The organism is Streptomyces sp. N50 (assembly GCF_033335955.1).
Lineage (GTDB): Bacteria > Actinomycetota > Actinomycetes > Streptomycetales > Streptomycetaceae > Streptomyces.
Genome location: NZ_CP137549.1, coordinates 2,145,279 through 2,170,044, shown reverse-complemented (window position 1 = coordinate 2,170,044; position 24,766 = coordinate 2,145,279). Strand labels below are relative to the sequence as shown.

At 71.8% G+C, this 24,766-nt stretch carries 23 protein-coding genes and 1 riboswitch; of the genes, 10 read left to right on the top strand and 13 right to left on the bottom strand.

The features are described 5' to 3' along the window. The first annotated feature begins 122 nt into the window (after positions 1 to 122). Entirely contained in the window at positions 123 to 737 is a 615-nt protein-coding gene (locus tag R2B38_RS09325; RefSeq protein WP_318015803.1) for a sulfite oxidase-like oxidoreductase, read from the top strand. A 3-nt stretch (positions 738 to 740) separates the two neighbouring features. Here R2B38_RS09325 and R2B38_RS09320 read toward each other — a convergent pair whose 3' ends face one another. The 5 genes from R2B38_RS09320 to thiO all read right to left on the bottom strand — a co-directional run bounded on the left by R2B38_RS09320 (position 741) and on the right by thiO (position 6,097). Beyond that, a complete protein-coding gene (locus tag R2B38_RS09320) occupies positions 741 to 1,655 on the bottom strand; it encodes a deoxyribonuclease IV (RefSeq protein ID WP_318015802.1) in 915 nt (304 codons plus the stop codon). A gap of 34 nt (positions 1,656 to 1,689) precedes the next feature. Next, positions 1,690 to 3,624 carry a Stk1 family PASTA domain-containing Ser/Thr kinase gene (pknB, locus tag R2B38_RS09315; RefSeq protein ID WP_318015801.1) on the bottom strand — a complete coding sequence of 645 codons (1,935 nt, stop codon included), beginning with the start codon at positions 3,622 to 3,624 and terminating at the stop codon, positions 1,690 to 1,692. A gap of 314 nt (positions 3,625 to 3,938) precedes the next feature. Further along, the gene (locus tag R2B38_RS09310) at positions 3,939 to 4,733 is read right to left on the bottom strand and encodes a thiazole synthase (RefSeq protein WP_318015800.1); all 795 of its coding nucleotides are present in this window, start codon (positions 4,731 to 4,733) and stop codon (positions 3,939 to 3,941) included. Between the two features lie 3 nt (positions 4,734 to 4,736). Further along, complete coding sequence (gene thiS, locus R2B38_RS09305) at positions 4,737 to 4,937, bottom strand: sulfur carrier protein ThiS (protein ID WP_033284436.1); 201 nt, start codon at positions 4,935 to 4,937, stop codon at positions 4,737 to 4,739. Continuing rightward, on the bottom strand, positions 4,934 to 6,097 hold the full coding sequence (thiO, locus tag R2B38_RS09300; RefSeq protein ID WP_318015799.1) for a glycine oxidase ThiO: 1,164 nt from the start codon (positions 6,095 to 6,097) through the stop codon (positions 4,934 to 4,936). The genes thiS and thiO overlap by 4 nt, the downstream gene beginning before the upstream one ends. Continuing rightward, positions 6,095 to 6,206: riboswitch (TPP riboswitch) on the bottom strand. It overlaps the preceding gene by 3 nt. Before the next feature lie 51 nt (positions 6,207 to 6,257). Here thiO and R2B38_RS09295 point away from each other — a divergent pair. The 6 genes from R2B38_RS09295 (at position 6,258) to R2B38_RS09270 (ending at position 11,184) form a co-directional block, all read left to right on the top strand. Next, positions 6,258 to 6,596 carry a hypothetical protein gene (locus R2B38_RS09295; protein ID WP_318015798.1) on the top strand — a complete coding sequence of 113 codons (339 nt, stop codon included), beginning with the start codon at positions 6,258 to 6,260 and terminating at the stop codon, positions 6,594 to 6,596. A gap of 44 nt (positions 6,597 to 6,640) precedes the next feature. Then, positions 6,641 to 7,870: an FAD-dependent oxidoreductase gene (locus tag R2B38_RS09290; protein ID WP_318015797.1), complete on the top strand. Its 1,230-nt coding sequence runs from the start codon at positions 6,641 to 6,643 to the stop codon at positions 7,868 to 7,870. 64 nt (positions 7,871 to 7,934) lie between these two features. After that, the gene (locus R2B38_RS09285) at positions 7,935 to 8,306 is read left to right on the top strand and encodes an Rv2175c family DNA-binding protein (protein ID WP_033284439.1); all 372 of its coding nucleotides are present in this window, start codon (positions 7,935 to 7,937) and stop codon (positions 8,304 to 8,306) included. 114 nt (positions 8,307 to 8,420) lie between these two features. Next, positions 8,421 to 9,080 carry a thiamine phosphate synthase gene (gene thiE / locus R2B38_RS09280; protein WP_318015796.1) on the top strand — a complete coding sequence of 220 codons (660 nt, stop codon included), beginning with the start codon at positions 8,421 to 8,423 and terminating at the stop codon, positions 9,078 to 9,080. Positions 9,081 to 9,199: 119 nt separating this feature from the next. Next, entirely contained in the window at positions 9,200 to 10,123 is a 924-nt protein-coding gene (gene metF / locus R2B38_RS09275) for a methylenetetrahydrofolate reductase [NAD(P)H] (protein ID WP_318015795.1), read from the top strand. A gap of 56 nt (positions 10,124 to 10,179) precedes the next feature. After that, a complete protein-coding gene (locus R2B38_RS09270) occupies positions 10,180 to 11,184 on the top strand; it encodes a hypothetical protein (RefSeq protein WP_318015794.1) in 1,005 nt (334 codons plus the stop codon). Between the two features lie 46 nt (positions 11,185 to 11,230). On the opposite strand, the gene R2B38_RS09265 is transcribed toward R2B38_RS09270, so the two are convergent. From R2B38_RS09265 to R2B38_RS09245, 5 genes are all read right to left on the bottom strand, one after another. After that, complete coding sequence (locus tag R2B38_RS09265; protein WP_318015793.1) at positions 11,231 to 12,742, bottom strand: NAD(P)/FAD-dependent oxidoreductase; 1,512 nt, start codon at positions 12,740 to 12,742, stop codon at positions 11,231 to 11,233. A 45-nt stretch (positions 12,743 to 12,787) separates the two neighbouring features. Next, positions 12,788 to 13,426, bottom strand: coding sequence for a DUF4126 domain-containing protein (locus R2B38_RS09260; protein WP_318015792.1), 639 nt, complete (start codon positions 13,424 to 13,426; stop codon positions 12,788 to 12,790). 382 nt (positions 13,427 to 13,808) lie between these two features. Then, the gene (locus tag R2B38_RS09255; protein WP_318015791.1) at positions 13,809 to 14,438 is read right to left on the bottom strand and encodes a TetR/AcrR family transcriptional regulator; all 630 of its coding nucleotides are present in this window, start codon (positions 14,436 to 14,438) and stop codon (positions 13,809 to 13,811) included. Between the two features lie 62 nt (positions 14,439 to 14,500). Beyond that, positions 14,501 to 16,585: a YhgE/Pip domain-containing protein gene (locus R2B38_RS09250; RefSeq protein ID WP_318015790.1), complete on the bottom strand. Its 2,085-nt coding sequence runs from the start codon at positions 16,583 to 16,585 to the stop codon at positions 14,501 to 14,503. Next, positions 16,557 to 17,249, bottom strand: coding sequence for an ATP-binding cassette domain-containing protein (locus tag R2B38_RS09245; RefSeq protein ID WP_318015789.1), 693 nt, complete (start codon positions 17,247 to 17,249; stop codon positions 16,557 to 16,559). The genes R2B38_RS09250 and R2B38_RS09245 overlap by 29 nt, the downstream gene beginning before the upstream one ends. A gap of 184 nt (positions 17,250 to 17,433) precedes the next feature. On the opposite strand from R2B38_RS09245, the gene R2B38_RS09240 reads away from it, so the two are divergent. The 3 genes from R2B38_RS09240 (at position 17,434) to R2B38_RS09230 (ending at position 19,700) form a co-directional block, all read left to right on the top strand. After that, positions 17,434 to 17,973: an SAV_6107 family HEPN domain-containing protein gene (locus R2B38_RS09240; protein WP_033284448.1), complete on the top strand. Its 540-nt coding sequence runs from the start codon at positions 17,434 to 17,436 to the stop codon at positions 17,971 to 17,973. A gap of 280 nt (positions 17,974 to 18,253) precedes the next feature. Beyond that, complete coding sequence (locus tag R2B38_RS09235; protein ID WP_318015788.1) at positions 18,254 to 19,024, top strand: methyltransferase; 771 nt, start codon at positions 18,254 to 18,256, stop codon at positions 19,022 to 19,024. 277 nt (positions 19,025 to 19,301) lie between these two features. Further along, the gene (locus R2B38_RS09230) at positions 19,302 to 19,700 is read left to right on the top strand and encodes a DUF3040 domain-containing protein (RefSeq protein WP_033284450.1); all 399 of its coding nucleotides are present in this window, start codon (positions 19,302 to 19,304) and stop codon (positions 19,698 to 19,700) included. 111 nt (positions 19,701 to 19,811) lie between these two features. Here R2B38_RS09230 and R2B38_RS09225 read toward each other — a convergent pair whose 3' ends face one another. Genes R2B38_RS09225 through R2B38_RS09215 form a run of 3 tightly spaced genes read right to left on the bottom strand, consistent with a single transcriptional unit; the run spans position 19,812 to position 24,570 of the window. Further along, entirely contained in the window at positions 19,812 to 22,193 is a 2,382-nt protein-coding gene (locus tag R2B38_RS09225) for a DUF3488 and transglutaminase-like domain-containing protein (RefSeq protein ID WP_318015787.1), read from the bottom strand. Further along, complete coding sequence (locus R2B38_RS09220; protein WP_033284452.1) at positions 22,190 to 23,545, bottom strand: DUF58 domain-containing protein; 1,356 nt, start codon at positions 23,543 to 23,545, stop codon at positions 22,190 to 22,192. Before R2B38_RS09220 ends, R2B38_RS09225 begins: the two co-directional genes overlap by 4 nt. Further along, on the bottom strand, positions 23,545 to 24,570 hold the full coding sequence (locus R2B38_RS09215) for an AAA family ATPase (protein ID WP_318015786.1): 1,026 nt from the start codon (positions 24,568 to 24,570) through the stop codon (positions 23,545 to 23,547). The genes R2B38_RS09220 and R2B38_RS09215 overlap by 1 nt, the downstream gene beginning before the upstream one ends. Positions 24,571 to 24,766 lie beyond the last annotated feature (196 nt).

The window sequence follows — 24,766 nt, the reverse complement described above, 5'->3', positions numbered from 1 at the left end:
GGCGCGAAGACGTCGTCCAGTAAGTGCATGCTTAGTAGGAGTTGCCCGAATCCGCCCAGAGTCGGTCATGTGCACCCCCGAGCCGGTCAGGTGCACCGCCCCCGGTCTGTCAGGATGGAGTCATGGGTCAGAGAGGGGTCGAACAGTCCGAGCTTCCGCCGGGCCAGCGGCTCCAGCGCGGCTGGCCGGTCACGCACTACGGCCCGGTGCCCAAGTTCCGCCCCGAGCGCTGGGAGTTCAGGGTCTTCGGCGCCACGGCGGACGGCGACAAGCACTGCTGGAACCACGACGAGTTCACGGCTCTGCCCTACGACTCCGTGGTCGCCGATCTGCACTGCGTCACGAAGTTCAGCATGCTGGGCGCCGAATGGGGCGGCATCCCTGCCCGCACGATCCTGGAGACCGCCCCGCCGGCCCCGGCCGTCACCCACGTCATGGTCTGGGCGGAGTACGGCTTCAGCGCCAATCTGCGGCTGGCCGATTTCGCGTCCGAGGCCACGCTGTTCGCCACCCACAAGGACGGCGAACTCCTCACCGCGGAACACGGCTTCCCGCTCCGCCTGGTCGTCCCCCACCTGTACGCCTGGAAGGGCCCGAAGTGGGTCCGGGGCGTCGAGTACATGACGGCGGACCGGCGGGGGTTCTGGGAGGAGCGCGGGTACCACAACGTGGGGGATCCGTGGCAGGAGCAGCGGTACTCGTACCAGGAGGGCCCCGGCGAGGGACCCGAACTGTGATCCCTACGCGACCCTGAGCTTCTTCAGCCGCTCCACGTCCGCCGCGTGTCCTTCCTTGCCCCCGGGCGTCTCGATGACCAGCGGTACGCCCGCGGTCGCGGGGTGGGTCATCAGGGCGCGGAAGGGGTCCTCGCCGATGTGGCCGGAGCCGATGTTCTCGTGGCGGTCCTTGTGGGCACCGACGACGTCCTTGGAGTCGTTGGCGTGGATCAGCTTCAGCCGCCCCTCGCCGACCGTGTCCACCAGCAGGTCGAGGGTCTGGTGCATGCCGCTCGGGCCGGTCAGGTCGTGTCCGGCGGCGAAGATGTGGCACGTGTCCAGGCACACGCCCAGCTTCGGATGGGCGTCCAGCGCCTCGAAGTACGGCCCGAAGTCCCAGGTCCGCGAACACAGCGAGGAACCCTGGCCGGCCGTCGACTCCAGCAGCAGGAACGGGTCGTCGTCGTGCGTCAACTCGTCCAGCAGCGGCAGCAGATGCTCCCGCACCTGGGCCAGCGCCACCGACCGCTCCCGCCCACCCGTCGCGCTCCCGGTGTGCACGACGACACCGAGCGCGCCGATCTCCCGCCCGCGCCGCAGCGAGTGCCGTAGCGAATCGACGGACTTCTCCACGGTGGCCTCGGTGTGCGAGCCGAAGTTGATCAGGTACGGGGCGTGCACGTACGCCGGGATCGAATCGGCCTCGCAGGCCGCGCGGAACTCCTCGTCCTGGCGCGGGTTCCCGACGGGTGTGGCCCAGCCGCGCGGGTTGGCGACGAAGACCTGCACGGTCTCGGCGGCCAGCTCACGGGCGTAGGACAGGCCTACGGAGTGGAGACCGCCGGCGACCGGGACATGGCCGCCGACCGGGTTGCGGGAGGGGAACGCGGAGGCGCCGGAAGGGGATCCGGGGGCGCTGGAGGGGGACTCGCTGCTCACCCGTCCAGGGTGTCACGCGCGCGTGCCGCCCCCGTCACCGGATGGTGATCGTGATCGTCGACCCCTTGGGGGCCTGCTCGCCCGCGTCCACGGACTGCTTCTTCACGGTGTCGCCGAACAGACCGAGCAGGCCCCGGTCCTCCTTGACCTCGAAGCCGGACTGCTCCAGGAGCTTCGTCGCCGCGTCGACGCTCGCGCCGACCACGCTCGGGACCTCGACCATCTCCCGGCCCTTGGACAGCGTCAGCGTCACCGTGTCGCCCTCGGCGGCCTGGCTGTCGCCGGCCGGGGTCTGCTGGGCGACCTGGCCCGCGTCGTACTCCGAGGTGATCTCGGTGTCGGACACCTTCACGGTGAGACCGGCCTCCTGGAGGTCCGACTTCGCGTCGTCCAGGTCCTCGCCGGTGACGTCGGGCACGTCGACCGCGCTGCCCTTGCTGACGGTCAGGGCTATCGCGGAGCCCGCGTGGCGCTCGGTGCCAGCCTCCGGGTCCGTGCTGATGACGAAGCCCTTGGGGACGTCGTCGCTGAACTCCCTGGTGACCATGCCGGCCGCCAGCCCGTCCTGCTTCAGCAGGGTCTGCGCCTTGGCCAGGCGGGTGCCCGTCAGGTCGGGGACCTTCACGGTCTCCGGGCCGTCCGAGACGGTCAGGGCCACCGAGTCGTTGTCCCGGATGCGGGCGCCGGACTCCGGGTCGGTGCTGATGACCGTGCCGCGCTTCACGGTGTCGCTGTACGCGTGGTCGACCTTCTTGACGTCGAGACCGGCCTCCTTGAGCCGCTCCTTCGCCTGCGCCTCGGTCTTCGACAGCAGCGGCGGGACCTTGGTGAACTGGCCCGAGTTGATGTACCAGACCCCTGCCCCGACCCCGATGATGAGCAGCAGGGCGGCGACGACCGCCAGCAGCCCGCGCCGGGGCCGCCGTGCCTCGCGCCGCCGGGGCGGCAGCGGCGGCCCGCTCTCGAACCGGCTGGTCCGGTTGAACGGGTCACCGGGCCCGTCGTCCTCGTTGACCGGCAGCGGACGCGGCACGGTCAGCGAGCGCGGGATCACACTCGTACGGTTCTCGGCGTTGGGATACTCCGAGGTCAGCGCCTGCGGCGGCACCGCGTCCAGCTGGTCGGTGCTCAGCCCCGCCCGCGCCTCGCGGACCAGGCCGAACAGCGCGACCGCGTCGTACGGCCGCAGGTCCGGGGTGCGCGCGGTGGCGGTGGCGACCAGCTCGTCCAGCTCGTACGCCAGCCCCGGCACGAGCGCCGAGGGCGGCGGGACGTCCTCGTGCAGGTGCTTGTAGAGCACGATCGCGGCCGAGTCGCCGTCGTGCGGCTTCTGGCCGGTGAGCATCTCGTAGAGGACGACACCGCACGCGTACACGTCGACCCGGGGGTCGGCGGTGGTGCCCTCGATCTGCTCGGGCGCGAGATACGACACCGTGCCGAGCACGGACCCGGTGGTGCTGGTGACCGTGTCCACGGACCTGACAAGCCCGAAGTCGGCGACCTTGACCCGGCCGTCGTCCCCTATGAGCACGTTCTCCGGCTTCATGTCCCGGTGCACGAACCCGGCCCGGTGCGCGGCGCCGAGCGCGGCGAGCACCGGCTCCAGGATGTCGAGGGCGGCCCGCGGCTGCAGCGCCCCGCGCTCGCGCAGCACGTCCCGCAGGGTGCAGCCGGCGACGTACTCCATCGCCAGATAGACGTACGACCGGTCGGCGCCCTGGTCGAAGACCTGCACCACGTTCGGATGCGCCAGCCGCGCCACGGACTTCGCCTCGCGGATGAACCGGTCCACGAAGTGGGCGTCGGCCGCCAGCGTCGGGTGCATCACCTTGAGCGCGAGAACCCGGTCCAGGCGGGTGTCCACGGCCCGGTAGACCGTGGCCATCCCGCCGACGGCGATCCGCGCGTCGACGCGATACCGGCCGTCGAGCAACTGCCCGACGAGAGGGTCATGAAGGGTCGTATCCACGCAGGTGAGTGTACGAGCCGACGCTGACAGACCGGCCTTTTCGCCCGGTTTCGAGGCGGTACTGCAGCGGACCTGTGACGCATCCCACGAGCGGTCGGCCGCCGACGGCGGGGCGGCTTCGCAGGTGGATCCGCCTCTTGACCGACTGGAGTCGGCCGCCGGCGGTGGGGCAGTTCCGTGGGCCGGCTCGTCTCTCGCCCGACTGGAGTCGGCCGCCGACGGTGGGCCGGCCCCACAGGTTGGTTCACTTCTCGGCCGACTGGAAACGGGTGGTGCGCGGGTGGGAGACGAAACGGAAGTGCGGTGCAGGTTGCCTAGAAAGCGGGCCGTTCGGGATCCAAGGCGGCGAGGCCCTCCGCAGGAGAGGACGCCGAGGCGAAATGGCGGCGGGGGATACGCCCCGCCCGGAACGCCAACCGCCCCGCCTCCACCGCGCTCCGCATCGCCGACGCCATCAACACCGGCTCCTGCGCTCGCGTCACCGCCGACGCAAGCATCACCCCCGCACACCCCAGCTCCATCGCGAACGCCGCGTCGGACGCCGTACCCGCCCCCGCGTCCAGAATCACCGGCACGCGCGCGTGCCCGGTGATCAACTGGAAGTTGTGCGGGTTGCGGATCCCGAGCCCGGAACCGATCGGAGAGCCCAGCGGCATGATCGCCGCACACCCGACATCCTCCAGCTTCCGCGCCAGCACAGGATCGTCGTTCGTGTACGGCAGCACCGTGAACCCGTCGTCGACCAACGTCTCGGCGGCGTCGAGGAGTTCGATCGGGTCCGGCAGCAACGTGCGCTCGTCCGCGATCACTTCGAGCTTGACCAGCGAGGTCCCCAGGGCCTCCCGGGCCAGCCGCGCCGTCAACACGGCCTCGCCCGCAGTGAAGCACCCCGCGGTGTTGGGCAGCACCCGGATACCGAGCCGCTCCAGCACGGACAGCACCGAGCCGTGCACGGAAGCGTTTACGCGCCGCATCGCGACCGTCGTGAGTTCCGTACCGGAGGCCATCAGCGCGCGCTCCAGGACGTCGAGGCTGGGGGCGCCCCCGGTGCCCATGATCAGCCGGGACGTGAAGGACGTACCACCGAGGACGAAGGGGTCGTCGGCCATGGGTCAGCCTCCTTGGACGGCGGTGAGGACCTCGACGCGGTCTCCCTCGGAGAGGGAGGTCGATGTCCACTCCGCGCGCGGGACGACGGTTTCGTTGAGGGCGGCGGCCACTCCGGAGGGGGCCGGGGTGAGGGACCGTACGAGCACGTCGAGAGGCGTGCCGGGAGCGATCTCCTGGTGCTCGCCGTTGACGGAGATGTTCATGCGGGCTGCTCCACGAGGTGCGTGCGGGCGAACCGCTTCGGAGTGAACGGGCGTGCCTCGTCCGGCAGTTCACCGGTACTGAGCGCATGCGCCAGGGTGTCGCCGGTGACCGGCGTGAGCAGCACGCCGTTGCGGTAGTGCCCGGTGGCCAGCAGCAGGCCCGGCAGGGCGGTCGGGCCGAGCAGCGGCGCGTTGTCGGGGGACCCGGGGCGCAGTCCGGCCCGGGTCTCGGTGAGCGGCAGTTCGGTGATCCCGGGGACCAACTCGTGCGCGTCGCGCAGCAGTTCGTAGACCCCGCCGGCCGTCACGGTCGTGTCCCAGCCCAGCTCCTCACTGGTCGCGCCGACGACCAGCTCACCGTTCTCGCGCGGCACGAGGTACACCTGGCTGCCACGCACCACGGCCCGCACGGTCCGGCTCAGGAACGGCGCGTGGCGCTCCGGCACGGTCAGCCGCAGCACCTGCCCCTTCACGGGCCGTACGGGCGGCAGGACGTCGTCAGGGACGCCCGTCAGCTGCCCGCTGAGGCTGCCGGCGGCCAGTACCACCTGGTCCGCGCCCAGCGTCTCGTCCTCGCGCGTCACGACCCCCGTGGCGCGGTCCCGCGCGACCGTGAGGCGCTCGGCCCAGGTCCGGTGGAAGACGACCCCGGCGCGCTCGCAGGCGGCCACCAGCGCGCCCGCCAGCCGCCGCGGGTCCACCTGGTGGTCCCCGTCGACCCGGAGCCCCCCGCGCACGCCCGGCGCGAGCATCGGCTCCAGGCGCCGGCACTCGCGCCCCGACAGCCACTCCGAGTCCAGCCCCGACTGGTGCTGCAGGGCGTGCAGTTCACGCAGATGGGCGCGGTCGTCGGCATCGAGGGCGACGGCCAGCGTGCCGCAGCGCCGGTAGCCGAGGTCGAGGCCGGTGAGGTCGGTCAGCTCGGCCGCGAAGTCCGGGTAGCGGTGCGCCGAGGCGAGGTTGAGGGCGAGCAGGGTCTGTTCGCCATAGTGGAGCTCGGTGACGGCGGCCAGCATCCCGGCGGCCACCTGGGCGGCCCCGCCACCCGGCTCCGGGTCCAACACGGCCGTGGCGAAGCCGCGTTGGGCCGCGCGCCAGGCCGTGACCAGGCCGATGATCCCGCCCCCGACGACGAGGACGTCTGAGTTACGTGCAGGCATGGGCGTCCAGCCCCTCCCTTCGCCGGCATGACCCGGATCAGGTTCGTACGGTCGGAGGCCGCCAGCCTCCCTCTCAGCCCGGTACGTCCGGACTCCCGCGAGTGCTTTACCTTGGCCACCCTAGCCCGTGCTTTGTGCGCCAGTAAGGGAGCCTTCGTCCATGGCCCGCTCGCTCGACGGTCTCGTCCTCGCCCCCGTCGCGGACCAGGCCCCAGGTCAGGTCGGTACGCGCACGCGGTTCGCCTACCACGAGCAGGACGGCGTGATCTGGGCCGAGTACGAGGGCGGCGACGTCGTACGGGGGCGTCTCGTCGGCACGCGCGCGGGGGACCGGATCGACTTCCGGTACGTGCAGTTGAAGACCGACGGGACGACGTCCTCCGGGCACTGCGTTTCGGATGTGGTCGAGCTGCCCGACGGCCGCGTTCGCCTGGAGGAGACCTGGGAGTGGGAGTCCCAGGAGGGGAACGGGACCAGCATTGTGGAACAGGTCACCTGACGCGCCCGCTGACTGACAAATTGTCAGGTGTCTATGGTGATCGAGTGAGCGAGCAGACGCGGGACCAGGGCACGGTGGCAGGGCGGCGCGTGGTCGTCGTCGGCGCGGGCATGGCCGGGGTACAGACCGCGGTCGCGCTACGGGAACAGGGCTTCACCGGCACCGTCACCCTGATCGGCGCGGAACCCCATCAGCCGTACGACCGGCCCCCGCTCTCCAAGGCCGTCCTGCTCGGCAAGGCCGAGGGCTCCGCCTTCGACGTCGACTTCGAGGCGCTCGGCATCGAGGTGCAACTGGGGCGCGAGGTGGTGGGCGTGCGCCCCGCCGACCACGAACTGGACACCGCCGAGGGCCCGGTGCCCTACGACGTCCTCGTGCTCGCGACCGGTGCCGAACCGATCCGGCTGCCGGGCGCCGACGGCATCCCCGGGGTGCATCTGCTGCGCACCCTGGACGACGCCGAGCGGCTGCGCCCGGTGCTCGCCCGGCAGCACGACATCGTGGTCGTCGGCGCGGGCTGGATCGGCGCCGAGTTCGCCACGGCCGCGCGCGAGGCGGGCTGTGCGGTGACCGTCGTAGAAGCCGCCGACCGACCGCTCGCGGGGGCGCTGCCCGCCGAGGTGGCCGCGCCGATGGCCGCCTGGTACGCCGCCGCCGGAGCCACCCTGCGGACGCACGCACGCGTGGCGCACGTCGAACCCGGCGAGGTCGTCCTCGACGACGGCTCACGGCTGCCCGCGGGCGCCGTCGTGGTCGGCATCGGCGCCCGCCCCGCCACCGCCTGGCTGGCGGGCTCCGGCATCGAACTGGGCGCGCACCGCGAGGTCCTGGCCGACGACCACCTGCGCACCTCGGTGCCGGACGTCTACGCGGTCGGCGACTGCGCCTCCTTCCCTTCGGGAAGGTATGGCGAGCGACTTCTGGTCCACCACTGGGACAACGCCCTCCAGGGGCCGCGCACGGTCGCCGCGAACATCGTGGGGGAGAGCCCGGCGGTGTACGACCCGGTGCCGTACTTCTGGTCGGAGCAGTTCGGCCGCTTCGTCCAGTACGCCGGTCACCACGCGTCCGCCGACACCACCCTGTGGCGCGGTGACCCGGCCACCCCGGCGTGGAGCGTCTGCTGGCTGCGCGGGGACCGTCTGGTGGCCCTTCTGGCGGTCGGCCGCCCCCGTGACCTGGCACAGGGCCGCCGCCTGATCGAGTCGGCCACGCCCATGGATCACACGCTGCTGGCCGATGCTTCTCTCCCGATGAAGGCCGCTATCGCCTAGTTCGTACCCCCGGGTCGGACCGGCCCGGCTTCCGACTGTCAGTCCGGGATGGCACGCTGTTTACGTGACCGAGATTGACGCAAAGATCGATGCTCTCGTCCCCGCCTGGCTCACGCTGCCCGACATCGCAGAGTTGCTCGATGTCGAGGTGACACGCGTGCGGCAGCTGGTCAAGGACGGCCAAGTCATCGCCGTACGCCGTGGTGAGAACCGCGCGCTGCACGTCCCCGCCGCCTTCATCGACGGGGCCGAGCAGAAGGTCGTCAAGGGCCTCACGGGGACCCTGACGCTCCTGCGGGACGACGGCTTCTCCGACGAAGAGATGCTCGAGTGGCTCTTCACCCCCGACCCCAGCCTGCCCGGCACCCCCGCGCAGGCCCTGAGCGAGAATCGCGGCACGGAGGTGAAGCGCCGCGCCCAGGCGCTCGCCGTCTGACCCGCACGACCGAGAGGTACACGGGCCGCGGAGACGTGCGGGCCTGCCCAAGAAGGCCCTGCCCGCGGCCCGTGTGCGACACGACCACGCACTGACACAACGGGGGACACATCCATGCCTGACACCGCCGCAGCCGCCGTCCGCGCGGAACTCGCCGACGCCCGGGTCTACCTCTGCACGGACGCCCGCCGGCGCCAGGGCGACCTCGCGGAGTTCCTGGACGCGGTCCTGGCCGGCGGGGTCGACATCGTGCAGCTGCGCGACAAGGGCATGGAGGCCGCCGAGGAGCTGGAGCACCTCCAGGTGTTCGCCGACGCCTGCGCCCGGCACGGCAGGCTCCTCGCGGTCAACGACCGCGCGGACGTCGCCCACGCCGCCGGCGCCGACGTCCTGCACCTGGGCCAGGGCGACCTCCCGGTCCCCGCGGCCCGCGCGATCCTCGGCGAGGACGTCCTGATCGGCCGCTCCACGCACGCCGAGTCCGAAGCGGCCGCGGCCGCCGTCCAGGAGGGCGTGGACTACTTCTGCACGGGCCCGTGCTGGCCCACCCCCACCAAGCCCGGCCGCCACGCCCCCGGCCTCGACCTGGTCCGGTACACGGCCGCCCTGGGCACCGACCGCCCCTGGTTCGCCATCGGCGGCATCGACCTCGGCACCCTCGACGAGGTCCTCGAAGCGGGCGCTCGCCGCGTCGTCGTCGTACGGGCGATCACGGAGGCCGACGACCCGGGCGCGGCGGCGGCCGAGTTCGCGAAGCGGCTGCGGCAGCTCTGAAGCTCTGACGGGCGTCCAGGAAGTCGCGCTGTTGTCCGATGGGTGGACAAGAGGGCGACAAACCCGGCAAATTCCCACTTCCGGTTGGGTGACCGCCGCCCCCTGACTAACCTGCGGGTATGGCCTTCGGAACCGCATCGACCAGGACTGATCGCGCACGCACCGTGCGGGACATGCTCGCGACCGGCAAAGCGACGTACTCCTTCGAGTTCTCCGCGCCGAAGACCCCCAAGGGCGAGCGGAACCTGTGGAGCGCGTTGCGGCGGGTCGAGGCGGTCGCTCCCGACTTCGTCTCGGTGACCTACGGCGCCGGCGGCTCCACACGCGCGGGCACCGTCAGGGAGACCGAGCAGATCGTCGCCGACACCACGCTCACCCCGGTCGCCCACCTCACCGCGGTCAACCACTCCGTCGCCGAACTGCGCAACATCATCGGCCAGTACGCCGACGCCGGGATCCGCAACATCCTCGCCGTGCGCGGCGACCCGCCCGGCGACCCCATGGCCGACTGGGTGGCGCACCCGGAGGGGCTGACGTACGCGGCCGAACTGGTGCGGCTCATCAAGGAGTCGGGCGATTTCTGTGTCGGCGTCGCCGCCTTCCCGGAGATGCACCCGCGCTCCCCGGACTGGGACACGGACGTCGCGCACTTCGTCGACAAGTGCCGGGCCGGCGCCGACTACGCGATCACCCAGATGTTCTTCGAACCCGAGTCGTACCTGAGGTTGCGCGACCGTGTCGGGGCCGCGGGCTGCGCGACCCCGGTCATCCCCGAGGTCATGCCGGTGACCAGCGTGCGGATGCTGGAGCGGTTGCCGCAGCTCAGCAACGCCGACATCCCGGCCGCCCTGAAAGAGCGAATCCTCACAGCCAAAGACGATCCGGCCGCTGTACGCTCGATCGGAATCGAGTTCGCCACCGAGTTCTGCGCCCGGCTGCTGGCCGAGGGAGTCCCCGGGCTCCACTTCATCACGCTCAACAGCTCCACGGCGTCACTTGAAATCTACGAGAACTTGGGCCTGCACCACCCACCGCGGGCCTAGACCGGTCGCTCCGGAATAGGACACACTGCGTAGCGGCCACTGGGAGAGGGGCGTACATGGGCTGGACGGTCCTCTACATCGCGTTCGGCGTCGTCGCACTGTGGTTGCTCGGCGAGGTGCTGCTGCAGTACAAGGCACGCCTGCGCTGGCGGCTGCTCGCTTTCGTCGGCTTCCTGGGCGTCGTCCTCGGAGTGCTGATCCCCTCCGTGGTCGTGATCGGCCTGGGCGCCGTGGCGTTCGCGGTCGGCCAGACCTATGTCACGCTGTCGTTCCGCCGCGGCTTCGAAGCGGGCTGGGCGGTCTCCGGCCGACCGGGCGCGGGCGGCCTCAAGCGCCGCCGCGGCGAGCCCGACGAGCAGGACCCGAACCTGGACGCCTCCGGCCTCGAAGGGGCGGAGAGCGGCTTCCAGGAGTACGGCCAGGACAAGGCCGCCTTCGGCCAGGACGACGACTACGACCGCGACGACGTGTTCACCCCGAACCGCCCCGTCGCCCCCACGGCCGCCGAGACCACCTCGGTCTACGAGCCGCAGCCCCTCCCGGACGACACCGGTTCCTACGGCGTGTACAACGCCACCGCGTACGCGAACGCCACGGACCCCAACTACGAGGGCTCGGACCAGGCGTACGCGGCGGCGGCCGCGGGCCAGACCCAGGACCAGGCCTACGCGACGGGCGACCAGAACTACGGCTACGACAACACCTACGCGGGCTACGACCAGCAGCAGTACGGCTACGACACGACGGGCCAGCAGCAGTACGCGGCCTACTCCGACCCGTACATCGGCACCCAGACCTACGGCGGCACCGGTTACGACACGGGCTACGACGGTCAGCAGCAGTACCCCCAACAGGGCTACACGCAGGACCAGTACGGCAACGGCGGCTACGGCGGCGAGACCCCGGCCGGCGGGGTGTGGGTCCCGCAGCAGCGCAACGACGAGACGTACGGCGGCGAGATGCCGCCGGAGCAGCAGTACCCCTACCAGGGCGACGGCCAGCAACAGCCGCAGCAGCAGCCGCAGTCGGGCCCCGGCTACGACGAGCAGTACCGTTTCTGAAGCCTGCCGAGACCTGTCCTACTAGGTGTTACCAGGTGGGCCCCGTCTACTGGGACCCTCTGAACTGGGGCCCCTCCACGATCAGTCCGGCGACCAGCGCCCCCGACATCCCGGCGTGCGGAAGTCCGCCGCCGGGGTGGGACCAGCCGCCGACCCGGTAGAGCCCGGGCACGCGCGTGGTGTTCGCGGGGTGCAGGAAACGGCCCTGCCCGGCGGCGAGCGAGGGCGCGGGCACGGCACCGAAGCGGGCACCCGTCTCACCCTCCGTGTGCTCCGGGGTACGCACCTCGTGCCACAACAGGCGCTCCCGCAGCCCCGGTACGGCCCGTCCGGCGGCTTCCAGGAGGAAGTCCGTGTACCGCCGGACCGTGCCGTCCTCGTCCCAGCCGGCCTCGCCGGACAGTACGGCGGACACCACCGCCGACTCGTGCTCGCCGTCCGGTGTGAGCGCGGGGTCGTCGGGGCGCAGCACCGTCACCGTGGGGCAGCGCGGCTCGTCGCCGCCGGGGGAGGTCAGGAGGTCCAACTCGGCCTCGCGGTCCGGGGCATGGACCACCGTCCGGTGAACGGCCCCGTCCTCGCGCGGGCCGCGCAGGGCCAGCAGCAGCGTGCACCGCACCGGCCGGCGTGCCTCCGGGTCGGCCCGCACATCGCCGTCCTCGTCCAGCGGACGCTCCGTCAGGTCCCGTAGCCGCGCGGGGTCGACGTCCGCCACGACATGGTCCGCGTCGACCATCGTCCCGTCGGCGAGCTCGACTCCCGCCGCCCGCCCGTCCTTCTCCAGCACCCGGGTGACCTCGGCCCCGAAGACGAACTCGACCTTCCTCGCCACGCACCGCTCGTACACCGCGCGCGCCAACTCCCGTATGCCGCCCCGCACATACCAGGTGCCGAAGGCGTGCTCCATGTACGGCAGCACGGCCGCGCTCGCCGGTGTGGTCCGGGGATCGAGGCCGTACGCGAGCGCGTGGCTCTCCAGAAGGGCCGTCAGGCGTTCGTCACGCAGCTCCCAGGCGCCGATCTCGGCGAGGGTGCTCGCCCGCCGGGTGCGCAGCAGCTTCTTGTGCGGGACCGACGGATAGGGCTCCTGGTCGGCCAGCACGGACCAGTTGGGCCACAGGGGCTCCTCCAGGAGGGGTCTGCGGGTGCGGTCCCAGGCCTCGCGGGCCCGGATCAGGAAGTCACCCCAGCGCTGGCCCGCGCCGCCGCCCAGGGCCTCGTCCAGGGCCGTGACGACACCCGCGCGGGAGGCGTTCGGCAGCGACACCGCCGTGCCGTCCGCGAAGACGTGCCGGGACGACGGGTCGACCTGGACCAGCTCGACCAGGTCCTCCAGCGGCTCCTTGCCGGTCTTGATGAACAGGTCGCGGTGGACCGCGGGCACGGGCAGCAGACCGGGGCCGGTGTCGAAGGAGAACCCGTCCCGCTCGAAGCGGCGCACCGCACCGCCGTACGTCTCCGTACGCTCGTACACCGCCACCCGGTGGCCCGCGACGGCCAGCCGGGCAGCGGCCGCCATCGCGCCCATGCCGGCGCCGATCACCGCAATCCGTGCCATGCCCGCGACTTTATCGGCCGCCACTGACAGTCACGGCCGCGGGCATCACCAGGGATCTTGGTCCGGTGGTCGTCCGGGCGGATGTCCCACCTGCGCGGCGAGCCGTTTCTCCTCCCGGCGCTGGGCTCTGCGGCGCAGGTAGCGCCGGATCCGGGAGACCAGGAAGAACAGGACCGTGAGCCCGGCCACCAGCAGCACGGCCGCGATGATCGCCGCCGCCTGGGGATGGAACATCGCGAACGAGACGATCCCGCCGACGCCGAGATCCTCCGCGAAGCTCATGATCACGTTGCTGAACGGCTCCGGCGAGGTGTTGATCGCCATCCGCGTCCCGGTCTTGACGGTATGGCTGGCCAGCGCGGACGAACCGCCGATCAGGCCCGCCACCACGTCGTTCATGGAACCGCTGTGCCCCGCGAGCACCGCCCCGACCCAGGCCCCGGCGGCCGGCCGGATCACCGTGTGCACGGAGTCCCACAGGGAGTCGAGGTAGGGGATCTTGTCGGCGACGGCCTCGCACAGGAACAGCACGCCCGCTGTGATGAGGACCTCAGGGCGTTGCAGCGACTCGGGGACCGCGTCGGTCACTCCGGTCGCGCCGAAGATCCCGAGCAGCAGCACCACCGCGTACGCGTTGACGCCGCTGGCCCAGCCGCTGGTGAAGACCAGGGGGAGTACGGACACGGAGGCGATAGTAACCACTCGGCAACATGGCGTCCTGGGCCTGAGTGCGTACGGCTGAGTATCCGTACCTAGGGAGTGAGTTGAGCACGCGCGCGGATGGGGCGCGACCTGCGCGAACGAGAGAGTAGGGGCACGGAAAGGGGCGCGGCTCCGGAACCGCCGACACGGGGCGGCGGAACGGGGCCCGCGCCCTTGGCCGCTCCTTCCGCCGGATTCTCGGCGGAAGCGAGGCACGGGGGAACCCAGGGGGACTGACCAACGGGGGTTCCAACAGGGGGAACGTACGGGGGAAGCACAAGGAAGCGCCGGTTCGAGGTGGCCCGCGGGGGACGCGGCCACATCGGACCGGCGCTTCTGTGTGCGCGCTGCTTCTGTGCCGCCGTCAGTGGCCGCCGCTGACCCGCCCCTGGAGCAGCCGGGACAGCGCCGCGTGGACGTCGTCCAGGGAGCGCTCCGGCTGGAACGACTGCCAGTCCAGGGCGGCCACCAGGACCATGCCGACCAGCGCGGCGGCGGTCAGCCGGACATCGATCTCGGGGCTGAACTCACCGCCCGCCACGCCCGCGTGCAGCACGTCCTCGATCGCCGCGTTCACCTGCTGGCGCACGACCATGAGCGTGGGCTGCCAGGAGCGGTTGGTGCGCCACAGCTCGGCCACGTAGAGCTGGGTGAAGGACGGGTAGCGGGCGATGAAACCGAGGCCCGCGCGGATCATCGCGTCCAGGGCGTCGACCTTGCTGCCGCCGTCCCGCGCGGTCTGCTCGGCCGCCTCCCGCAGCGAGACGGTGAGGAGGCCCACGCCGTGCCGCAGCAGTTCCTCGAAGAGGACGGACTTGCTGGCGAAGTTGTAGTAGACGGTGCCCTTCGCGACCCCGGCACGCTCGGCGATCTCGTCCACCGTGGTGGCGGAGAAGCCCTGTTCGGCGATGAGCGTGACGGCCGCCTCGTAGAGCTTCTGCCGGGTGGCCTCGCGGCGCGTGCTGCCGCCCGACGGGGTGTTGCTGCTTTCCATGGGCCTGATTGTCACAGGCCCGGTCCCCGCCTCGGGCACGGGTGCCGAGGTCCCGCGCGCGCTCACAGGCTCAGCTCCGGGTGCAGCCGGTCCAGCGTCCACACCTGGCGGCGGCGGGCCGACAGCGCGGTCAGCGCGAGCGCCCCCGCGGTGAAGGCGACGAGCACCACGCACGCGTGCCACACGGGTCCGAGGCCACCGCCCGTGATGAGCCTCCGTAGGGCCTCGACGACGTAACTCATCGGCAGGAAGGGGTGGATCGCGTTGAAGAAGCCGGGACTGGTCTGCACCGGGTAGGTGCCGCCCGCCGACGTCAACTGGAGCATCAGCAGGGCGAGTACGAGGATCCGGCCCGCCGCTCCGAAGCGTGCGTTCAGCCACTGCACGATGGCCCCGAAACACGCCGTCACGAGGAAGAGGAAGCCGATCGTGCCGGCCGCCCGCACCATCTCCAGGCCGATCGCCCAGTGCAGTACGGCCATCAGGGCCACCGTCTGGAGCACCCCGATCGCGACCACGGGCAACCAGCCCGCGAGGGCTATCCGCCAGGCCGAGGCACCGGCGGCGAGCGCGCGGCGGTTCATGGGCGCGATCAGCATGTAGGCCACCATCGCGCCCACCCACAGGGACAGCGGGATGAAGTAAGGGGCGAACCCGGTGCCGTAGTTGGGCGCCTTGTGCAGGTCCTGGGTGGCCAGGTGGACCGGGTCGGACATGACCCCGGTGCGCTGGTCGCGGTCCTGCTTGTCGTAGTCGGGGATCTGCGCCGCGCCGTCGTGCAGCCCGCCGGCGAGCTTCCCGGAGCCGTCGACGAGCTTGTACAGGCCGCCGTTGAGGTCCACGGCGCCCGTCTTCAGCTTGCCGACGCCGGTGTCCAAGTCGGTGGCGCCGGTGCTGGCCGTGCCGAGCCCGGCGTGCAGGGTCTTGGCGCCCGCGGCGACCTTCGAGGCACCGTCGTTCAGCTTGTCGACCTTGGCCACCGCGTCGTCGAGGTCTTCGGAGAGGTGCGGGGCGTGGTCGGCGAGCGCCTGGGCCTGCGTCTGGAGCGTGGCCAGGTTCGCGTCGAGCTTCTTCAGGTCGCCGTGCTGGTCGACGACCAGGGTGTTCACGTCGTCGGCGACCTTCGCAACGTCGGAGGCGGCCGTAGCGGCCTTCTTCAGGTCGGGGCAGGCGTCATCCTTCAGGACGACGTTCTCGCAACGCGCCTTGTAGACCTCGTCCAGGGTGTCCGAGGCCGCGTGCGCGCCCTTGGCGGCGACCGGGGCCGTCTTCACCAGGATGTCGAGGTTGGCGCGGATCGTCTTGGCGGAATCGGCGACCAGTTGGGCGGTGTCCCCGATGGTCTTCTCGTTGTCCTTCAGGAAGGGGCCCGCCTTGTCTGCGACCCCGTTGACCGTGTCCGCGAGGGTCTGCGTCCCCGCCGCCACCTGCGCCGAGCCGTCCGCCAGGGTGCCCGCGCCCGTGTCGAGCTTCTTCAGGCCCTCGGAGAGCTTGCCGCTGCCCTTCTTGGCGTCCTTCAGGCCATCGGCGAGATCCTTGGAGCCCGCCTCGGCCGTCCCGATACCGCCCTTGAGCTTGTCGGCGCCGTCGGCCGCCTTCACGGTCTGGCCGTGGATGTCGGAGAACGACACGAAGATCCGGTCCAGGAAGGTCCGCGAGGCCTTCGTGGACGCGGCCGAGCGCACCTCGCTGAACACCGTCCGGGAGATCTGCCCGACGATGTAGTTGTTCGCGTCGTTCGTCCGCACCTGGAGCGCGCCCGTTTCCGGGGAGTCGCCCGCACTGGAGGAGACGCGGCTACTGAAGTCGGCCGGCATGGTCAACGACAAGTAGTACGTGCCGTCCTCGACGCCCTTCCGCGCGGCGGCCGCACTCACCTCGTGCCAGTCGAACGTCCCGCTGTCCCGCAGCCCCTTGGTGATGTCGTCGCCCGCGGTGACCTTCTTCCCGTCGGCACTCGCCCCCTTGTCGTCGTTGACGAGCGCCACGGGGATGCGGTCCAGGCGGCCGTACGGGTCCCAGAAGGACCACAGGTACAGGGCGCCGTAGAGCAGCGGCAGCAGCAGGAGGGCGACGAGCGCGGCGCGCGGCAGCTTCCCCCTGCCGAAGCGCTTGAGCTCAAGCGCGGCCAGTCGTGGCGCGTGCATCGGCCTTCTCCGTCCCCTCGGTGGACACCGCTACGACAGTCGTCCCGGAATCGGCGAGCGACCTCAACAAGTCCCAGATCTCGGCCCGTTCGGCATCCGAGAGCTTGAGATCGACGTCGTCGACCCCGAGCAGCGCAGGCCGCCCGATGAGCGCCAGCGCGATGGACAGCCGCAGCTCCTGCGGCCGTTCCAGATCCCGTACGGCGGTCCTGGCGCCCTTGGGCAGCGCCTCGCGGTCGAGCCCGGCGGCGGTCAGCGCCCGCTCGATCCGCAGCCCCGCCTCGACGGCCCGCTCGGAACGCGGGCGCAGCAGTCCGCGCACCGAGTCCCCGAACCGCCGTTGCAGCAGCGCCCGTTCGCGCAGATGCTCGCCGACGGTCAGTGCCGGTTCGAGGTCGGTGACCCCGGCGACATTGGCCAGCGCGCTGACCCGGCGTACGGCCGCCGCCTGCTTCGGCAGCGTCAACCCGCCCACGGCGGCGGTCCCTTCGGACGCCTTCATCCGCCCGGTGAGCGCGAGCAGCAGGCTCGTACGCCCGGACCCGGACGGCCCTTCCACGGCGATCAGCGACCCGGGCCCGGCGTCCAGGGAGACTCCCCGGAACGCCCAGCCGCGCGGCCCCTCGACCCCGAAGTCCTCGGCCGTGACACCGACCCCACCCACGGTTCCCCGCCCCCTGTCCGCCGAGCGAACTTTTGAACTGACTGGTCAGTGCAAAAAGTAACCCGAACCTTCGATCGAAGCAAAAGCGCAGGTCAGAACGGATTGTCAGTGCCATACCCCACGATGGGTCACATACGGCACTACCTGACTGGGCGTGCCGTCACACGACGACAGGAGGTTCGTCATGGCCAACTCGTCCGCAGCCGCCGCCCGTCGGCGCCGCGCCTCCGGCCCTGCCCCCTCACTGACCGGCCCGGCGAGCGACGTGCACCCCGTGCTCCGCCGGGCCACGGCCCCACCAGCCGCCCTCGACCTCCTCGCCCAGGCCCGCGCCGGACTGGACGAGGCAGCCGTCCTCGAGACGTCGAACGAGCGCTACGCGACGGCCCACCTGGCCGCCCTGCGCACCGCCGCCGCAGTCCTCGCCGCGCGCGTCCAGCCGGAGCCCACGGCCCGGCGCCGCGGCCGTATCCGCAGCGCCTGGGAAGTGCTCCCCGAGATAGCGCCCGAACTCACCGAGTGGAGCGCCCTGTTCGCCTCCGGCGCCCGGCGCCGCGCGCGGGCCGAGGCGGGCATCCAGGGCGCGGCGACCCGCCGGGACGCCGACGACCTCATCCGCGACGTGGCGATGTTCCTGCGCCTGGTCGAGCGCATGCTCGTCCTCCAGCCGGTCCTGCCCCAGCCACGCCAGGACCCGGAGCGACCGGGGGATCGAGCAGGGTAAACGGCGCCCGGGCGAACTCCGGTGATGTACAGCGCCCCGAAAGGGGCGCGGGGAACGGCGCGACCAGCCCCCACCGGCCCGCGGGCTCATCACCGCTCTTCCAGTCTTCCAGCGCGACGCCTAGGCAGTGCTCGCCCCGCGAGACACATGACCAGCTACGGCACCGGAGGCAATAGGGTGGAGGGCGCCTGAAGCCTTCCCTCCACCCCTTCCGGTGCGGAGGAGGCAGCCCGTTCGCTCCGCCGTGCACAGGCGGTGCCGCGCCGAGGAGTCAACTGCCGTGTCGGACCCGAGCCGCCCCCGCGCCTCCCTCCGTACCGCCGTGGTCTGGGACGTCCTTCAGGACGCCCTCGACCGCCGGGTCAAGGCCACGGGTCGGGACGCGCTGGACGTCCTCGACACCGGAGGCGGCAGCGGCAACTTCGCGGTGCCCGTCGCCCGCCTCGGGCACCGCGTCACCGTCGTCGACCCCAGCCCGAACGCGCTGTTCGCGCTGGAGCGCCGCGCCGCCGAGGCCGGTGTCGCCGACCGCGTGCAGGGCGTCCAGGGCGACGCGCACGGCCTCTTCGACGTGGTCGAGCGCGGCGGCTACGACGCGGTGCTGTGCCACGGCGTCCTGGAGTACGTGGACGACCCCGCCGAGGGCGTCCGCACCGTGGTGGCCGCGCTGCGCCCCGAGGGCGTCCTCAGCCTGCTCGCCGCGGGGCTCGGCGGTGCCGTGCTCGCGCGCGCCCTGGCCGGCCACTTCAAGGAGGCCCGCCAGGCCCTCGACGACCCGAACGGCCGCTGGGGCGAGGCCGATCCCGTTCCGCACCGTTTCACCGCCGAGCAGCTCGCCGCGTTCGTCGAGGGCGCGGGCCTGGATGTCGGAGCCGTGCACGGGGTGCGGGTCTTCGCCGACCTGGTGCCCGGAGTCCTCGTGGACACCGAGCCCGGCGCCCTGGACGCGCTGCTGAAGCTGGAGGCCGCGGTGGCCGAGCTCCCCGCGTTCCACTCCGTGGCCACGCAGCTTCATGTGCTCGGCGAGACGCGGGGTGCCCGCGAGGCGTGAGTGGCCTCCCGCGCCGGACCCCTGATCAGGGGCTCGACAGCACATGGAGTACGCCACAGGCCCCCCGATCGGGGGCCCGGCGCCGTATGATCGAGGGAGACCGCCCGGCATGACGGGACGGCTCCTGGGGAATGGAAGCCTCAGCGAGTCGGAACGGCCATGACGGGTTCCGGTTGGCCAATTGGCGTAGAGGGGCGGGTTTCACGGGGGCGATTCCCTGCCTATCCTGAAGGGACCCCCCGGGTCGCCCCGGCGACTGCACGATGAGGAGGACTCCGTGCCGCTCTCGGAGCACGAGCAGCGAATGCTTGAGCAGATGGAGCGAGCGCTGTACGCCGAAGACCCCAAGTTCGCGACAGCGCTCGAAGGAAGCGGCCTGCGCACGTACACCCGGCGACGGGTCTACCAAGCAGTGGCCGGCTTCCTCGTAGGTATCGCGCTCCTCATCGCCGGCATGGTCACGCTGCAGATTTGGGTCAGCGTGGTGGGATTCCTCGTCATGCTGGGCTGTGCGGTTCTCGCCGTGACCGGTTGGCGCAAGGCCCCCAAGCCTGGCGAACAGCCCGCCGCAGGCGCTCCGCAGGCCCGCAGCCAGGGACGGCAGCGGCGCTCGGTGATGGATCGTATCGAGCAGCGCTGGCAGCGCCGCCGCGACGAGCAACAGGGCGGCCAGTAGCAGGCACCCGGCCCCGCGGAAGCAGCACACGCGGCGCTCCTCGAAGACGAGTGAGGGGGTGACCACCGACCGGTGGTCACCCCCTCCCGTATGCCCTGGCCCCTGTATGCCCTAGCCCTGCTGTCCGGACGGCTTGCGCAGGGTCGGCCGCAGTGCCGCCGCCCGTGTCGTCACCGACGTCCGCCAGGCCGACAGCGCCCACACCACCCGGACGGTCGAGCGCGGGGCGACCAGTGCGCGCAGCCGCGTGGAGCGGCCGGCCGTGTCCTGGAACCCGACGACCACCCGCCGCACGTCCTGTGCCAGCCCCGCCGCGAGCTGTGGCCGGGGCGCGTACAGGACCTGCTCCACGGCGTCCGCCACCCGGTGCACCGAGGCGGCCGACGGCGGGTCGAGATGTCCGAGGTCCACGATCCGCGCCGCCGCTCTGCGGGGGGTCAGCGAATCGTCGGGCGAGATCCCGAAGTCCCAGGCGGTATCGGTCAGTTCCTCCCACACGGCCAGCGTGTGGAGGGCCGCCTCGGACTCCGTGCGACCGTGCGCGCCCAGCCGTACGGACCGCATCCGGGTCCGCCACAGCATCGGAGAGAAGGGGATCGTCAGCAGCAGGAGCGCGCCCAGGCCCAGCGTCACCATCTGCACGTACCACCAGGGGCCGCGCGGGTCACCGCCCGCCGCGAGCGCCGGGGCCTGGCTGGAGCACGCGTCCAGCTTCCGCAGCTGGGTCGTGCAGCTCTCGCTCGCCGAGGGGGCCGCGGAGGGCGCCGTGCTCGTCGAGGCCGAGGGGCGGGCCGGGTCCGGGACGTCGCTGCCGGGGGTGGTCGACTGGGTGTACGACGGCACCGAGCCCCGGTTGGGGGTCGGCTCGAAGCGGGTCCAGCCCACGCCCTCGAAGTACAGCTCGGGCCAGGCGTGTGCGTCCTTCAGGCCCACGGACACCGTGCCGTCCGCCTCCGGGGTGCCCGGGGCGAAGCCCACCGCGACCCGGGCCGGGATGCCCAGGGTGCGGGCCATCGCCGCCATCGCGAAGGAGAAGTGGACGCAGAAGCCCTGCTTGTCCTTCAGGAACTTGGCGATCGCGTCGCGGCCGGTGCCGACGTCCACCTGGGTGTCGTACTGGAAGCCGCCGGTCACCGCGAAGTAGTCCTGGAGCTTGACCGCCTCCTCGTAGTGACTGGTCGAGCCCGCGGTGACCTTGCGGGCCGTGTCGGCCACCACCGCGGGCAGCGACTTCGGCACCTTCGTGTACTGGTTCCGCAGCGTCGCCGACGGCTCCGGTGCCGAGGCCAGCTGCTCCGCGGTCGGCTGTACGTCCAGGCTGTTGACCGTGTAGGTCGCACCGCGCGTGTTCTGGCCGTGGTCGCCCACGACCGTCATGCCCACGGGCTCGTAGCGCCAGCTGCCGTCGATGCTTACGTGGCTGGGCGGGTAGGGCATCGGCAGCCAGTCCTGGGCGTACCAGTCCGCGGCCGAGATCCGGGTCTGGATCTCCGAGCGCTTGATGTCGGCGCCGAGGCCGGTCGGGGTGGGGAACTGGTTCGGCACGCCCTGGATGTGCCGCTGGGACGGCTTCCAGGTGGTGCCGTCGAAGTCGTCCAGGGACACGATCCGCAGATACATGTCCGAGATGTCGTTCGTGTTGGTGCGCACGGACAGGACCTGGCGGTTCTCGTCCACGTTCAGGCTGTCGCGCAGCGAGACCAGCGGGTTGACCGCGGAGATCGTGCCGCCGCTTCCGTTGCCCGAGCCCACGCCGGTCCCGGCCGCGTCCAGCAGGCCGCCCGAGATGGTGGGCAGCGGCAGCAGGGCGATGGCCATCGCGACCGCGCCGATCCGCCGCCCGGTGCGGACCGGGGCGAGCGGGCCCGAGGACTCCGAGCCGGGGGTGGTACGCGGTGCTCCGCCGAAGACGCGGCCCCACTGGGCGAGCCGGTCCCGGCCCTCGGCCAGCAGGAGCATGAGGTAGCCGGCGGCTGCGAGCAGGAACCACAGCCAGCTGACACTGCTCTCGGACAGCCCGGCGGCGACCGAGTACAGCGCGAGGAGCGGCAGTCCGGCCGGGGCCGCGCTGCGGAAGGTGACCGCGAGCGTGTCCACCGCGAGGCCGATCACCAGGACACCGCCGATGAGCATCAGCCGGATGCCGTCGTGCAGCGGTGCCGGGATCGCGTACCGGGAGACGTCGTCGGAACCCTCCCGCAGCAGGTCGGCGAAGTGCTGGAAGGCCTCGGGGCCCGGGACGAACCCGGCGAGGGCCTGCGCGTGCGCGAAGACCAGGGTCAGCATCAGCAGGGTGACCAGGGCCTGCGCCGCGACGGTCAGCGGCCGGGCCAGCGGCACCCGCCGGGTCGCCGCGCCGACGCCGGTCTGGATCGCCAGCATGAAGGCGGCCTGGATGATCCAGGTCGCCGGGGAGACCAGGGGCAGCATCGCGCAGGACGCCAGCAGTGTGGCCACCCAGGCGCAGATCGCCAGTCGTGCGCGCCCGCTCATGCCCATCCCTCCCCGAGGCCGGTCGCGGTGATGCCGTTGCGCTCCCGGTCGGCCTGTTGCCACAGATCGGTCAGGGACGCGCCGCGCGGCACGCCCACAGCGGTCCAGCCCGCGTCGCGCAGCATCCGCAGCCGCTCCTCGGGCTCGTCCCCGGGTCCGGGGACATCGGTCGACTCACGCACCCAGCCGTCGCTGTCCAGCACGAAGGCGAGGGCGCCCCCGCTGCGCTGGCGCATCCGCGCGACCACGGCGGCCTGTTCCTCGTCGAGGTCGCCGAAGAAGGCCACCAGCAGCCCTTCGTTCCCGCTGCGCAGGACGTCGTAGGCGCGGGACAGGCCCGAGCCGTCCGAGTGGTCGATCACCGCGAGGGTGTCCATCATCAGCCCGGCCGCGTCCGCCGACTCCTGGCTCGCGCCCGCGAAGCCGTCGGCGTCCTGGCCCGGCACCGAGTTGCCGGTGTCGCTCAACAGCCGTACGGAGAAGCCCCGTTCCAGCATGTGCACCAGGACGGAGGCGGCGCCGGAGACGGCCCACTCGAAGGCGGAGTCCGGGCCCTGGCCCGCGAAGGCGATGCCCCGGGTGTCGAGCAGAACCGTGCAGCGGGCGCGCTGGGGCTGCTCCTCGCGGCGCACCATCAGCTCGCCGTAGCGCGCGGTGGAGCGCCAGTGCACGCGGCGCAGGTCGTCGCCGTAGCGGTAACCGCGCGGGATCACGTCGTCCTCGCCCGCCAGGGCCAGCGAGCGGTTGCGGCCGTCGCCGTAGCCCTTGGCCTCGCCGCTGAGGCGGACCGGGGGGAGGGCCTCCACGCGCGGGATGACCGTGAGGGTGTCGAAGGTCGAGAAGGAGCGGGTCAGTTCGCACATCCCGAAGGGGTCCGTCAGGCGGAGCTGGAGCGGGCCCAGGGGGTAGCGGCCGCGCAGGTCGGAGCGGACCCGGTAGGACACCTCGCGCCGGCCGCCCGCCTCGACCCGGTCCAGGACGAAGCGGGGGCGCGGGCCGAGCACGTACGGCACCCGGTCCTGGAGCATCAGCAGGCCCGTGGGCAGCCGCGAGACGTTGTCCATCCGGAGATGGACGCGGGCCTCGCTGCCGGCGGGCACGCGCGCGGGGGAGAGCCGGCGGCTGCCCGCGACCCGGTAGCGGGTGCGGTAGAGCACGGTCGCGCAGACCAGGGGCAGCACGGCCAGCAGCAGTCCGACCCGGAGCAGATCGCTCTGCCCCAGGACGTACGCGCAGACCGCGGCGGCGATACCGGCGGCCAGGAAGGAACGTCCACGGGTCGTCAGCCCGGCCAGGGCCGTACGGACACCGCCCTTCTCGTCCCGGTCGGTCTCCGCCTCCCCGGTGGACATCACAGCCTCCGGGGCTGCTGCTGCCCGTACCCACCGAGACCCAGGCCGCTCTGCGGGGCCGGCGCCGAGGGCACGGGGGTGCGCTGGAGGATCTCCTGGACGACCTGCTCCGCCGTACGACGGTTCAGCTGGGCCTGTGCGGTGGGCAGCAGGCGGTGCGCCAGGACCGCGACCGCGAGCGCCTGGATGTCGTCCGGCAGGGCGTACTCACGGCCGCTCAGGGCTGCGGAGGCCTTCGCCGCGCGCAGCAGGTGCAGCGTCGCGCGCGGGGAGGCGCCGAGTCTGAGATCGGGGTGGTTGCGCGTGGCGGAGACCAGGTCCACCGCGTACCTGCGCACCGGGTCGGCGACATGGACGCCCCGGACCGCCTCGACCAGCTTGACGATGTCGTGCGCGTGGGCCACGGGCTGGAGGTCGTCCAGCGGGCTGACCCCGCCGTGGATGTCCAGCATCTGCAGCTCGGCCTCCGCGCTGGGATAGCCGATGGAGACCCGGGCCATGAAGCGGTCGCGCTGGGCCTCGGGCAGCGGATAGGTGCCCTCCATCTCGACCGGGTTCTGCGTGGCGACCACCATGAAGGGGCTGGGCAGCTCGTAGGTCTGGCCGTCGATGGTGACCTGCCGCTCCTCCATGGACTCCAGGAGTGCGGACTGGGTCTTCGGCGAGGCGCGGTTGATCTCGTCGCCGATCACGATCTGGGCGAAGATCGCGCCCGGTTTGAACTCGAAGTCCCGCTGCTGCTGGTCCCAGATGGACACACCGGTGATGTCCGAGGGCAGCAGGTCGGGCGTGAACTGGATTCGCCGCACCGAACAGTCGATCGACCGCGCCAGCGCCTTGGCCAGCATTGTCTTGCCCACACCCGGAACGTCCTCGATCAGAAGATGTCCCTCGGCGAGCAGCACGGTCAGCGAAAGCCGTACGACCTCGGGCTTGCCCTCGATCACTCCTTCCACCGAACTGCGGACTCGCTCCACAGTGGCGGTCAGATCTGTAAGGCTCGCTCGATCGTCATAGGTCGTCACCCGGCCCTCCTCGGCCCGTTCTTTCCATGGGCCGGCGCACGCACTGCGGACCGGCCCACCCCGAAACACGGACACCGCGCGGAAAAAGTTCCGCGCGACGCCACACCCGCATTCTTGTTGCCGTTACCGGTTCGTGTCACTCGCCTGTGGACAACTGCCTTCGCTTTGTCGGGTCTTACGACCTTTTGGGCGGTCC